Source organism: Mycobacterium terramassiliense (genome assembly GCF_900157385.1).
In the GTDB taxonomy this organism is placed as follows: domain Bacteria; phylum Actinomycetota; class Actinomycetes; order Mycobacteriales; family Mycobacteriaceae; genus Mycobacterium; species Mycobacterium terramassiliense.
On sequence record NZ_LT717700.1, the window covers coordinates 1,301,350 to 1,313,876 of the forward strand.

Here is a 12,527-nt window from a genome sequence, read left to right on the forward strand (position 1 = left end):
GCTCGCCTAGGCCGACGCGGCCGCCAGCGCCTTCTCGTCCTCGTCGGCGAAGGTGTCCTCGAGTTGCAGCGGGGAGTAGTCGAGGTCGATCTCCCCGACCGGCCGCCCGCGGGCGCTGCCGATGGTGCCGAACCGTCGCATCCCCTTGTCGGCGGCGTACTGCATGGACTCGTCCACCGACAGGCCGAAGGGCATCGGGTCGTACAGCGCGAAGCCCTCTTCGACGACGCGCAGTCCGAGCGGCATCAGCTCGTTCATCCGCGCCTCGAAGACACCCCAGTTGGCGTCGTCGGCGGCGACGTGGCGCCGGCAGGTGAAGGTGCCCCAGGCCATGTGGCGCCGCTCGTCGTCACCGATGCGGCGGACCAGCTCCTGCATGCCGGGAAGGATGCCGCGTTCCACGCAGATCTTGTGCCAGAGGTAGTAGCCGGTCAGCGCCAGCATGCCCTCGACCATGTGGTTGTAGGTCACCGACGCCCGGACCTGGGCGGCCGGAGACGGATCGGTGGCCAAGGCGTTGAGGCTGTCCGGCAGCTCCTCGTAGAAGATCGTCCGGTAGGTGGGGACGTCCTCGAGATAGGCGTGCAGGTCGCCGGTGATGCCGACGGCGTCGAGCCACATCCGGAACACCTGGACGTGCTTGGCTTCCTCGAAGGCGAACTGCGTCAGATACATCTCGTCGCCCAGCCGGCCCTCCGCGCGCATCGCGGCCATGAATGGCTGGATGTCCTCGGTCACCGCCTCCTCACCGGCGATGAACTCGGCGCACAGCCGCGTGGCGTAATGACGTTCGTCGTCGGTCAGCGCCTCCCAGTCCGCGCGGTCGCGGGAGAAGTCGATGTCGGCGGGGTTCCAGAACTTCGCGTTGCCGCCGGCAAATAGGCGCAGCGGCACGCTGTCCCAGTTGAGCCCGCCCGCCACCATCGAGCCCGAATGTGTGCGTGTCATGTGACCTCCTCGGAGAGTTTCGGGTCTGGGCTGGCAACGGCCTCCGCCGCATTCGCGGCGAAGGCCGCGGCCAGGACCGCGACGATCCGGCGCACGGCCAGCGCCGGCTGCTCCGGCGTGGGGTCGTCGAGCCCGAGGACCGGGTCCAGCCCGCGCATGTAGGGAGCCAGCGCCAGGTGCGGGAAGATCATCAGCAGCAGCGAGAGCAGGACGCCGGTGTCGGCGTCCGCGCGCAGGTCCCCGCGGGTTTTGGCGGCGTGCACCAGGGGCCGCAACACCTCCAGGTAGTGACGGTGGATCACGTTGCGCACACTGACACGGGCCTCGGTGTCGACCTCGAGGGTGGCCGCGGCGTGCAGCGCCCGTTCGTGCGGGTGCTCGGCGTAGTAGGCCACCCAGCCGTCCAGCAGGTCGGTGAGGTGCTCGAAGAACGGCCGGCTCGGGTCGAGCCGGATGATCAGGTCCTCCATGTACGCCCGCACCCGCTGGCTGCCGATGTCGGCGATGAACGCGTACAGGTCGCGCTTGTCCGCGAAGTACTGGAACAGGCTGCCCTTGGCGACCCCGGCTTTGCGGGCGATGACGTTGAGGCTGCCCCGCGAGAAGCCGTGCGCCCCGAACTCGGCCTCCGCAGCCTCTATCACCGCCGCGCGACGAGCGGGGTCGACGCGCGCCCATGTCACCGTCGGCAATTCGGCCTCCTAGCGTCGATGACCACCGGTCATTCTACGGTGAGCCACGTCACAGTCAAGGGCTCGTGACGCCGGCGTGCGTCCTGCCGCACCGTCGGCCCCGAATGTGCGGCTGCCCGCACGCTCGGCAAGGTCTCGGATTCACGGCCGCATCCGGTAGGCCCCGTTGATCGGCAGCACGTGCTCCTTCCAGATCTGGTCATAGCGCGTGGGGTCGTGGACCGGGCGGCGGATCATCCGCATCGCCAGCCGGGCCTGTTCGTCCGTCACCGCGGGCTTGTCGCCGAGTTCGACGGCGTAGCCGTTGAAGTCCCGCACCAGCACGGCGAAGATCTCGTCGATCAAGGCATCCTCCACCCCCGACAGCGGGGCCTCCTCCAGGATGAGCTGTGCATACGGCACGGTCGCGAACAGCTGGCCCACGGCGAAGGCGAAGTCGATGTCCTTCTGCTGTGCGGCATCCGGCGTGGCGCTGGCGAGCATCTCGGTGAGCACGTCGACCTGCTCGCGCAGCCGCGCGACGTTGGGCAGGTGGGCGAAGCTGTCGAACGGCGCGCGCCAGTCCGCGAACCGCACCTTGCCCAGGCCGCCGGTCGGCCCCTGGGCGAACAGGAACGTGTCGTCGGCGGCGTCGTCGCGGCGCGCGATCACGGGCAGTTCGGCGTTGGGGGCGAACAGGAAGTTGGGCATGAACTTGCCGAGCAGCCCGATGTTGATGTGGACGGTGCCTTCCAGCCGGGGCAGCAGGCCGATCTCGCGGGTGACGGCCTCGAAGAAGGTGTCCTTCTCGACTCCCTTGGCGGCGATGACATCCCACAACGCGGTGATGACCCGCTCGCCCTCGCTGGTGATCTTGGCCTTGGTCAGCGGGCTGTAGAGCAGGTAGCGGCGGTCGGCCGCCGAGGCGCTGCGCATGTAGTCGCAGGCGCGGGTGGCGACCAGCTTCATGGCGATCAGGCGCACGTAGGCGTCGGTGAGCAGCCGCCGCACATGGGAGAAGTCGGTGACGACGGTCCCGTACAGGTAGCGGTTGGCCGCGTGGGTGACCGCCTCGTACATGGCGTGGGTGCACATGCCGATGGCGCCCCAGCCCAGGTTGTACTTGCACACGTTGACGGTGTTGAGGGCGGCGTGGAAGGCGTCGGGGCCGCGGTGCAGCATGTCGGCCTCGGTGACCGGGTAGTCGCGCAGCGCGTAGTTGGCGACGAAATTCTGCGAGTTGACGACGTTCTTGATCAGCTCGTACCGGTCGTGCTGGGAGTCGGCGGCGAAGAAGACGTATTCGTCTTCTTTATTTGAGGTGCCACCGATCTTGCCGAAGGTCGAGACCATCCGGGCCACGTTGGCGTTGCCGATGTAGTACTTCTCGCCGCTGGCGGTCCAGCCGTGTTCCGACGGCGTCAGGATCATGTCGGTCTGGTAGACGTCGGCGCCATGGGTCTGCTCCGACAGCCCGAAAGCGAACACCTCGCCGGCCTCCAGCTGGGCGGCGGCCTTGCGCTTGGCGTCCTCGTTGGCGCTCATCCAGATCGGGCCCAGGCCCAGCGCGGTGACCTGGAAGGGGTACCAGTAGCTCAGCCCGTAGAAGCCCACGATCTCGGCGAACTCGCTGATTCGGTAGGTGTCCCACCGGCAGTCGCTCGCGCCGTATTCGGCCGGGGTCAGCAGGGACGCGAAGATGCGCTCCCGCCCGATGTGGTCCAGAAAGTCGGAGTACCAGACCCGGTCGTGGTCGTCGGCCTTCAACCGCGCCTTGCCCCGGGACTCGAAGAAGTCCACCGTCGCGGCCATGATCTCCCCCGAGCGGCGATCCGGGTACCGGCGTTGCAGATGGTTGGGATTGAGCAACATGGCGTGGACGGTACTGCAACCGCGCCGCCGCCGGAACGCACCGGACAAAACTGTCGGGCCCTGTTGTTCGGACGCCGAATCGACCTAGCATCAGTCCCGTGTCAGAACTCAATACCGCCCGCGGCCCCATCGACACCGCCGACCTCGGCGTGACGCTCATGCACGAGCACGTGTTCATCATGACCACCGAGATCGCCCTGAACTATCCCGAGGCCTGGGGCGACGAGGAGCGGCGGGTGGCCGACGCCATCGACCGGCTCAACGAGCTGAAGGCGCGCGGGGTGGACACCATCGTCGACCTCACCGTAATCGGGCTGGGCCGCTACATCCCGCGCATCGCGCGCGTCGCGGCGGCCACCGAGCTGAATATCGTTGTGGCGACCGGGCTTTACACCTATAACGACGTGCCGTTCCGGTTCCACTACCTGGGGCCGGGCACGCCGATGGACGGCCCGGAGATCATGACCGACATGTTCGTCCGCGACATCGAGGAGGGCATCGCCGACACGGGCGTCAGGGCCGGGATCCTCAAGTGCGCCACCGACGAGCCCGGCGTGACCCCCGGTGTCGAGCGGGTGCTGCGGGCGGTCGCGCAGGCGCACAAGCGCACCGGGGTGCCGATCTCCACGCACACCCATGCGGGGCTGCGGCGCGGGCTCGAGCAACAACGCATCTTCGAGGAGGAGGGCGTCGACCTCAGCCGGGTGGTGATCGGGCACTCCGGCGACACCACCGACCTCGGCTACCTCGAGGAGCTCATCGCGGCCGGCTCCTTCATCGGGATGGACCGGTTCGGCATCGACGTGTATCTGCCCTTCGAGGACCGGGTGAACACCGTGGCGCAGATGTGCGAGCGCGGGCACGCCGACAAGATGGTGCTCTCGCACGACGCGAACTGCTACTTCGACGCGCTGCCCGAGGACCTGCTCGCGGTGGCCGCACCGAATTGGCATTACCTGCACATCCACAACGACGTCATCCCCGCCCTGAAGGAACGCGGCGTCACCGACGAGCAGTTGCACACCATGCTGGTCGACAACCCGCGCCGCATCTTCGAGCGGCAGGGCGCTTATGAGTGAGCCGGTTGCACCGATCGGTTCACAGATCTCGGCGCTGGCCGCCCTCGCTCCCGACGAGCCCGCGGTTACCTGCGACGGGCTGACCCTGACCCGCGCCGAACTCGACCGCTCGACGAACCGGCTGGCCCGGGCCTACGCCGAGCGCGGCGTCGGCGTCGGCGACTACGTGACGATGGTGCTGCCCAACTCGGTCGAGTGGATCCAGGCCGCGGTGGCGTGCTGGAAGCTGGGCGCGGTGCCCCAGCCGCTGTCGGCGCGGCTGCCGGACGCGGAGCTGCAGGGCCTGCTGGCGTTGCGGCCGCCCGCGCTGCTGGTCGGCCGCGACGGCGATCGCGAGCTCGGCGAAGCCGGGCGAAGCGGGTCGCCGACCGGACAGTACAGCCATCCGGAAATACCCAGTGTTCCAGCGGGATTCACGCCGGACCCGGCGCTGTCCGATGCCGCGTTGCCCGAAGCGGTTTCGCCGGTGTGGAAGGCGATGGGTTCGGGCGGCAGCACCGGGCGGCCCAAGCTCATCGAATCCGGCGGCGACAGCCGGATACCGGCCGCCATCGGCTACCCGCTGGGCGCGCAGGAGGGCGACACCACCCTGGTCCCGATTCCGCTGTCGCACAACACCGGCTTCACCACCGCGACGCTCGCATTGCTGATGCGCCACCACCTCGTGCTGATGAGCCGGTTCGAGCCGCGGCAGTTCCTGCGGCTGATCACCGAGCACCGCGTCACGTTCCTGACGACCGTGCCGACGATCATGCAGCGCGCGCTGCCCGTCTATCACGCCGAGCCGGGGTCCTACGACCTGTCCTCGCTCCGGCGGTTCTGGCACATGGGCGCGCCCTGCCCGCCGGCCGTCAAGGAGGCGTGGATCGACCTGCTGGGGCCCCAGGTCGTCTGGGAACTCTACGGCGGCACCGAATTACAGGCGCTCACCTTCATCTCCGGCGACCAGTGGCTGACCCACCGCGGCTCCGTCGGCGTGGTGGTCGCCGGCCAGATGAGGGTGCTCGACGACGACGGCAATCCCTGCCCGCCCGGGGTGGTCGGCGAGATCTACATGCGCCCCGCCCCCGGCAGCGCGCCGACCTACCGCTACGTCGGCGTCGAGGCCAAGAGCCGCGACGGCTGGGACTCGCTGGGGGACCTCGGCTATTTCGACGAGGACGGGTTTCTCTACCTGTCGGATCGCCGCGTCGACATGTTCACCGTCGGCGGCCGCAACGTCTACCCGGCCGAGATCGAGAACGCGCTGTCGGCGCACCCGGACGTGCTGTCCTGCCTCGTCGTCGGCGTGCCCGACCCGAATTCCGGTGACCTGGGGCAGGTGCCCTACGTCCTGGTGCACGCGGCCGACGGATCCACGCTGGACCCCGAAGGTGTGAAAGACTTTCTGCGCGAACGCATTTCGTCCTACAAGGTGCCGCCCACCGCCGACTTCATCGAGTTCGTCGACACCCCGTTGCGCGACGACGCCGGCAAGGCGCGGCGATCGGCGGTGCGCGACGAGATCATGGCGCGATTGCGTCCGCCTCAGCGTCTGTGACCTGCGGGGCTCGCGTCGAGCGGTGCCGCTTCTCCCAGCGACGCAGCGCCTCCCGGCACGGCGACTCGACCAGACCGTAGCTGACCGCGGCGATCGCCCAGCCGAAGATCAGCGTCAGCACCAGCACCGAGGGCATCCGCCCGGTGAAGGCGAAGGTCCCCAGGACGGGGAACACCATGTCCAGCGCGGCCAGGTGCCAGATGAACAGGCCGTAGGACCAGCGGCCCAACGTCACCATGGTCGTGCTCCCCAGTAACCGGTGTGGGGTGTCGGGCCGGTCCAGCACCAGCGGGGCGACGAGCGCGAAGGCCACCACGGCACCCATCGCCGTCTTCACCGCGAACTGGGCGGGGCTGCCGACGGCCAGGCCCGCCGGCCCCGCCAGCGGGGACGCCGCCACCAGGTAGGCCGCCACCGCGATCACGGCCATCGGGACGCGCCGGCGTGCTAAGCGCACTGGGAAGCCGACCCCACTGTGGACCCATTCCGCCAGCAACATGCCCGCGGCGAACCAGGAGAAAAACGCCGGGGGCCAGTCCAGCGGGTTGTTCCAAGTTCTGCTGTCCAGCAGGAACACCGGCACCCAGGCCCAGGCGAAGCTGAGCACCGCCACCGACGCGATCGCCGGCACCCGGGCGCCGGTCGGGAGCCGACGGGCCAACAACGCCAGCACGGGCAGGGCCAGGTAAAAGCCGACCTCGACCGACAGGCTCCACATCTGGGTCAGGCCACCGGTCAGCGTGAGCGGCACATAGATCTGGGTGAGCGTCAGGTTGGCCAACCAGACCGTCGGGCTGGCGTGATTCGAGTCGGGCAGCAGGGTCAGGATCACGACGACGGCCACCACGTAGGCCGGCATGATGCGGATCGCCCTGGACCGCAGGTAGTGGCCGGTGCGCGGCCGCGGCGCCAAACCCCGTGCGGCGGCGGCGTGCCCGCGCCACAACAGGAACCCCGACAACGCGAAGAACACCGCGACGGCAAGGTCGAAGCGGCCGAAGAGGCGGCCGTCGACGCCGGTGGAGTGCCCCGTCTGGAAGGCGACGTGCGTGACGACGACGCCCATCGCCGCGCACGCGCGCATCCCCTCCACGGCGGGCAGGAAGCTGCGGATCCCTCCCACCTGCTGGCCCTCGGTCACGCCCACAAGTGTGCCCTTGTGTGTTGGTCGCCTCATCGGGTACACCCGAACCACCCGGCGCCTGGCGCGCGGTGGGCGGTGGACGGGGAAGGGCTGCTAAACCGGGGCCTTAAATTCTGCTGTTAGGGTCGAACGGGTTTGCCACGCGGGGATCCATGAGGAGGGCACCGCAACTTGAACCGCGCCGGCGACGATGCGGTGGGGGCACCACCCGCTTGCGGGGGACGAAGCGATGAGGAGGAGCGGCGCACATGAACCGAGCAGTCATGTTGCGTTACGCCGCATGCGCGATCATCGGACTCGGGGCCGCCCTGCTGATCGCCGCGCTGCTGTTGTCGACATACACCAGCCACCGGATCACCAAGATCCCGCTGGACATCAACGCCACGTTGATCAGCGACGGCAACGGGACCGCGCTCGACTCCGCCTCGCTGTCCACCGACCACCTCGTCGTCAACCAAAACGTGCCGCTGGTGTCCCAGCAGCAGGTCAGCGTCGAATCCCCGGCCAACGCCGACGTCGTCACGCTGCAGGCCGGCACGTCGGTGCGCCGCACCGACAAGCAAAAAGACAGCGGGCTGTTGCTGGCGATCATCGACACCGTCACGCTCAACCGCAAGACCGCGATGGCCGTCTCCGACGACACCCACCCCGGCGGCTCCGTGCAGAAGCCGCGCGCCGCCAACGACGAGAGCCCGCCCACCGCGATGCCGCTCCGCCACGAGGGGCTGTCCTACCGGTTCCCGTTTCACACCGAGAAGAAGACGTATCCCTACTTCGATCCGATCGCGCAGAAGCCGTTCGACGTCAACTACGACACCCAGGAAGACGTCAACGGGCTGACCACCTACCGGTTCACGCAGAACGTCGGCTACAACGCCGACGGCAAGCTGGTGGCTCCGGTGGCGTATCCGACGCTGTACGCCGACCAGACGACGGACTCCAAGTTCACCGCCTCGGCGGCGATGTGGGGCGTGCAGGGCGGCGATCCCAACGAACAGATCACCATGACCCGCTATTACGCGGCGCAGCGAACCTTCTGGGTGGATCCGGTGTCCGGGACCATCGTCAAGGAGACCGAGCACGCCAACCACTACTTCGCCCGCGACCCCCTCAAGCCGGAGCTGACGCTGGTCGACTACAAGGTCACCTCGAACGAGGACACCGTCGAGGCCCAGGTCAACGCGGCGCGCGATGAGCGGGACCGGCTGGCGCTGTGGTCGCGGGTGCTGCCGATCACGTTCACCGCGGTGGGCCTGATCGCGCTGATCGGTGGCGGCGTGTTCGCCGCCTTCAGCCTGCGCACCGAGAGCGCGCTGACCGACCCGGGCCTGGACCGGACCGATCAGGAGTTCTTCGGCCGCGACGGGCTCGAGGAACCGGTGCCCGGCGCCGAGGCCGAGACCGAGAAGCTGCCCACGCAGCGCCCGGCCGGGGATCCCGAGTCACCCGGCGCCGACCCGCCGACCCTCGAGTCGGACGAGCCGGCCGAGCCGCCGCCCGACGCCGGACCGCCCGAAGCCCCCGGCCCGCCCGAACGGGCCTAGATTCCGCGGATGCGCTGGACCCGGCCGGGGTACGCGCTGGTGGTGGCGCTCCTGGTGGTCGGGCCGCTGCTGGCGCCCGGATACCTGCTCCTGCGCGACGCGGTGTCGACGCCGCGGTCGTACGTGTCCGACGCCGCCCTGGGGCTCACGTCGGCGCCGCGCGCGACGCCCCAAGATTTCGCGGTGGCGCTGGCCTCGCATGTGGTCGACGGCGGCGTCGTGGTGAAGGCGCTGCTCGTGGCGGGCCTGTGGCTCGCGGGATGGGGTGCGGCCCGGCTGGTCGCCGCGGCGCTGCCCGACGCGGGGACGCCCGGCGAATTCGTCGCCAGCACCCTGGCGATCTGGAATCCCTATGTCGCAGAACGGCTTCTGCAGGGCCACTGGAGCCTGCTGGTCGGTTACGGCTGCCTGCCCTGGGTCGCGGCGGCGATGCTCCGGATGCGGACGGCGGGGGACTCCGGCTGGGCCGGGGTGTTCGCCCTGGTGTTCTGGGTGGCGCTGGCCGGGCTGACCCCGACCGGCCTGTTGCTCGCGGCGACGGTGGCGCTGGTCTGCGTCGCCGCTCCGGGGGCGGGGCGTTCGCGCCGGCCCTGCGCCGCGTTGGCCTCGGGTGCCGCGCTCTTGGCCGCGGCGCCCTGGCTGACCGCGGCGGCGGTGGGCTCGTCGTTGACCGCGCACGCGGCGGCCAACGCGCTCGGGGTCCCCGCGTTCGCGCCGCGGGCCGAGCCCGGGCTGGGCACGCTGGCCAGCCTGGCCGGCCTCGGCGGCATCTGGAACGGCGAGGCCGTACCGGCTTCGCGGACAACGCTTTTCGCGGTGGCCTCGGCCGTGGTGCTGCTCGCGGTGGTGGCGGCCGGGCTGCCGGTGGTGGTGCGCCGCCGCGCGGCGGTGCCGCTGCTGGCGCTGGCGGCGGTGTCCGTGGTGGTGCCGGCCGCGTTGGCGACCGGACCCGGTCTGCACGCGCTGCGGGCGCTGGTCGACACCGCACCGGGGTTCGGCGTGCTGCGCGACGGGCAGAAGTGGGTGGCGCTGGCGCTGCCGGGGTACGCGCTGGCCGGCGCCGGCGCCGTGGTGACGTTGCGGCGGTGGTTGCGGCCGTCGGTGGCGGCGGTGGTCTGCTGCCTTGCGCTGATCCTGACGCTGCCCGACCTGGCGTGGGGCGGGTGGGGCAAGGTCGCCGCGGTGCGCTACCCGCGGGGGTGGGCCGCGGTGGCGGCGGCGATCAACTCCGATCCGCGGACGGTCGCGGTGCTGCCGGCCGGCACCATGCGGCGATTCTCCTGGGCGGGCCCGGCGCCGGTCCTGGATCCGCTGCCCCGCTGGCTGCGCGCCGACGTGCTGACCACCGGCGACCTGGCCATCTCGGGGGTCGTCGTGCCCGGGGAGGGCGATCGCGCCCGGGCCGTGCAGGACCTGCTGCTGAGCGGGCCGGATCCCGGTGCGCTGGCCCCGGCCGGCGTCGGGTGGCTGGTCGTCGAGTCGGACAGCGCCGGCGACATGGGCGCGGCCGCGCGCACCCTCGGCGCGCTGACGCCGGTCTACCGCGACGACGAGTTGGCTCTCTATCGGATCGGCGGCAACACCGCCGGTGTCTCCCCGGACCGGCGCACCGCGACGCTGATCGCCCACCTGGCCTGGCTGGCGATGCTGCTCGGCGGCGCCGCCGGTTCGGTGCTGTGCGCGGTTAGACGACGCCGCTGACGAACTCGCCGGCCCGCACGGCTTCGAGCACGCTGCGCATCGCGTCGGCGCTTTGCATCCAGGAGAACTCGCCGCTGCGCGCCTGGGCCTTGGCGCCGAGCTGATCGCGCAGCACCGGGTCGGACAGCAGCTGCTCGAGTCGATCCACCAGCTCGGCCTGGCTGTCCACCAGCATTCCCGTCACCCCGTCGACGATCGAGTCGGACAGGCCGCCGGAGGACCGGTAGCCGATGGTGGGCACCGCGTGCTGGGCCGCCTCGATCACCGCCAAACCCCAGCCCTCCTTGCGGGAGGGCAGCACGTGCACCCAGGAGCTTTGCAGCACATGGTGTTTGGTGAGGTCGTCGACGTGGCCGTGGAAGGTCACCGCGCCGGACATGCCGAGCCGTCGCGCGTGGTCGACGAGCCGCTGCCGCCACCAGCCGCCGCCGACGATGTCGAGGTGCAGGTTCGGCAGGCGCCCTCGCAGCGCCGCGACGGCTTCCAGCGCGTCCTCGATCTGCTTGTGCGGCACCAGCCGCGACAGCACCACCACCCTCGGCGCCGCCGAGCGCGGGCCGGACAACGATTGCGCCGGCGCCTCGTCGAGGCCGTTGCGCACCACCGCGATCTGGTCGTGGGCAACGCCGAGCGCGACGAGGTCGCGGGCCGACGGGAGCGACACCGTCACGTACTGGTTGCGCCGGTTCAGCCGCGGCGACAACCACGATTCGACAAACCAGCCGATCCGGCCGAGCACCGGCCCGGCCACCGGCCACTGCTCGCGATGGCAGTGGTGCACGAGCACCATCGCCCGGCGGCCGTACACCAGCCGGGCCAGGAACGGCAGGCCGTTCTGGGTGTCGACGACCACGTCGGGCCGCGCTCGCCGCAGCGGCCCGAGCCCGATGCGCGACGCCGCCATCGCCAGCAGCGCCCAGACGTACACCGAGTACCGGCCGCCAGCGCGGTCGATGCGCACCCCGTCGACCACTTCGCGCCGCGGCGCGCCCGGATAACGCGCGGTGCGCAGCGTGACGGCGATACCCGAGTCGGCCAGCTGCGCGCCGACGCGCTGCAGATAGGCTTCGCTGCCGCCGCCCTGCGGGTGCCCGGTGTCACGCCAGCACAGCAGCAGGACGGAGCGAAGAGCAGACATTACCGGTCAGCCTAGCCGTCGCGAACAGGGCGCTGGCGTCACGCTCGGCGCCCACCGTGACGCTGGCGTCAGGCTCGGGCGGGTTTGATGCCCGGCCGTAGGGTTGGCCGGTGGCCGTGACCGACGTTTTCGCCCGGCGCGCAACGCTGCGCCGGTCGGTGCGGCTGCTGTCGGAATTCCGCCACGAACGATCCGACCCGGCGCGTTTCTATCGCGCGCTGGCGGCCGACACCGCGGCGATGGTCGCCGACCTGTGGCGCGGTGTCCATGGCGCACCACCCGCCGGCCGCACCCTGCTCGACGTGGGTGGCGGCCCCGGGTATTTCGCGACGGCGTTCGCCGACGCCGGTGTCCGCTATCTCGGCGTGGAACCCGACCCCGGCGAGATGCACGCGGCCGGGCCGGCTTTGGCGCGCGCGGCGGGCACCTTCGTGCGCGCCTCGGGCATGGCGCTGCCGTTCGCCGACGACTCCGTCGACATCTGCCTGTCGTCCAACGTCGCCGAGCACGTGCCGCGGCCGTGGCAGCTCGGCAACGAGATGCTGCGGGTGACCCGGCCGGGCGGGCTGGCCGTGCTGTCCTACACGGTGTGGCTCGGCCCGTTCGGCGGCCACGAGATGGGCCTGACCCACTACCTCGGCGGGGCCCGCGCCGCCGCGCGGTACGCCCGCAAGCACGGCCACCCGGCCAAAAACAACTACGGGTCGTCGTTGTTCGCGGTGTCGGCCGCCGACGGCCTGAGCTGGGCCGCCAGCACCGGCGCCGCGATGGCCGCATTTCCCCGCTACCACCCGCGATGGGCGTGGCGGCTGACGTCGGTGCCGGTGCTGCGCGAGTTCCTCGTCAGCAATCTCGTGCTGGTGCTGGTGCCTCGAGAATGAAACATGTTC

The 12,527-nt window shown here is 70.6% G+C and carries 10 protein-coding genes and 1 pseudogene; 6 read left to right on the plus strand and 5 right to left on the minus strand.

What is annotated here, in order from left to right; translation table 11 throughout:
- Window positions 1-6: 6 nt before the first annotated feature.
- The 3 genes from MTAB308_RS14415 to MTAB308_RS14425 form a co-directional block, all read right to left on the minus strand.
- On the minus strand, window positions 7-948 hold the full coding sequence (locus tag MTAB308_RS14415; RefSeq protein WP_077100007.1) for a R2-like ligand-binding oxidase: 942 nt from the start codon (window positions 946-948) through the stop codon (window positions 7-9).
- Window positions 945-1,640: a TetR/AcrR family transcriptional regulator gene (locus tag MTAB308_RS14420; protein WP_077100008.1), complete on the minus strand. Its 696-nt coding sequence runs from the start codon at window positions 1,638-1,640 to the stop codon at window positions 945-947. Before MTAB308_RS14420 ends, MTAB308_RS14415 begins: the two co-directional genes overlap by 4 nt.
- A gap of 141 nt (window positions 1,641-1,781) precedes the next feature.
- Window positions 1,782-3,491, minus strand: coding sequence for an acyl-CoA dehydrogenase family protein (locus tag MTAB308_RS14425; protein ID WP_077100009.1), 1,710 nt, complete (start codon window positions 3,489-3,491; stop codon window positions 1,782-1,784).
- 98 nt (window positions 3,492-3,589) lie between these two features.
- Here MTAB308_RS14425 and MTAB308_RS14430 point away from each other — a divergent pair, with 98 nt between their 5' ends.
- Both MTAB308_RS14430 and MTAB308_RS14435 read left to right on the plus strand, forming a co-directional pair.
- Window positions 3,590-4,570 (plus strand): phosphotriesterase family protein, encoded by a 981-nt coding sequence (locus MTAB308_RS14430; RefSeq protein WP_077100010.1) that lies wholly within the window; start codon window positions 3,590-3,592, stop codon window positions 4,568-4,570.
- Window positions 4,563-6,110, plus strand: coding sequence for an AMP-binding protein (locus MTAB308_RS14435; protein WP_077100011.1), 1,548 nt, complete (start codon window positions 4,563-4,565; stop codon window positions 6,108-6,110). Before MTAB308_RS14430 ends, MTAB308_RS14435 begins: the two co-directional genes overlap by 8 nt.
- On the opposite strand, the gene MTAB308_RS14440 is transcribed toward MTAB308_RS14435, so the two are convergent.
- The gene (locus MTAB308_RS14440) at window positions 6,076-7,287 is read right to left on the minus strand and encodes an acyltransferase family protein (RefSeq protein ID WP_173842167.1); all 1,212 of its coding nucleotides are present in this window, start codon (window positions 7,285-7,287) and stop codon (window positions 6,076-6,078) included. The genes MTAB308_RS14435 and MTAB308_RS14440 overlap by 35 nt on opposite strands.
- A gap of 141 nt (window positions 7,288-7,428) precedes the next feature.
- Here MTAB308_RS14440 and MTAB308_RS29815 point away from each other — a divergent pair.
- From MTAB308_RS29815 to MTAB308_RS14450, 3 genes and pseudogenes are all read left to right on the plus strand, one after another.
- Window positions 7,429-7,506 (plus strand): annotated as a pseudogene (locus tag MTAB308_RS29815) (hypothetical protein); the annotation flags it as partial.
- Window positions 7,503-8,798, plus strand: a complete 1,296-nt coding sequence (gene pgfA / locus MTAB308_RS14445; protein WP_077100013.1) for a cell envelope lipid trafficking protein PgfA — start codon at window positions 7,503-7,505, stop codon at window positions 8,796-8,798. The pseudogene MTAB308_RS29815 and the gene pgfA, both read left to right, overlap by 4 nt.
- A gap of 9 nt (window positions 8,799-8,807) precedes the next feature.
- The gene (locus MTAB308_RS14450; RefSeq protein WP_077100014.1) at window positions 8,808-10,499 is read left to right on the plus strand and encodes an MmpA family trehalose lipid delivery protein; all 1,692 of its coding nucleotides are present in this window, start codon (window positions 8,808-8,810) and stop codon (window positions 10,497-10,499) included.
- On the opposite strand, the gene MTAB308_RS14455 is transcribed toward MTAB308_RS14450, so the two are convergent.
- Window positions 10,483-11,637, minus strand: coding sequence for a glycosyltransferase family 4 protein (locus MTAB308_RS14455; RefSeq protein WP_077100015.1), 1,155 nt, complete (start codon window positions 11,635-11,637; stop codon window positions 10,483-10,485). The two genes, MTAB308_RS14450 and MTAB308_RS14455, sit on opposite strands and share 17 nt — an antisense overlap.
- 110 nt (window positions 11,638-11,747) lie before the next feature.
- Between MTAB308_RS14455 and MTAB308_RS14460 the strand changes: the two genes are divergently transcribed.
- The gene (locus MTAB308_RS14460) at window positions 11,748-12,518 is read left to right on the plus strand and encodes a class I SAM-dependent methyltransferase (RefSeq protein WP_077100016.1); all 771 of its coding nucleotides are present in this window, start codon (window positions 11,748-11,750) and stop codon (window positions 12,516-12,518) included.
- Window positions 12,519-12,527: the final 9 nt, after the last annotated feature.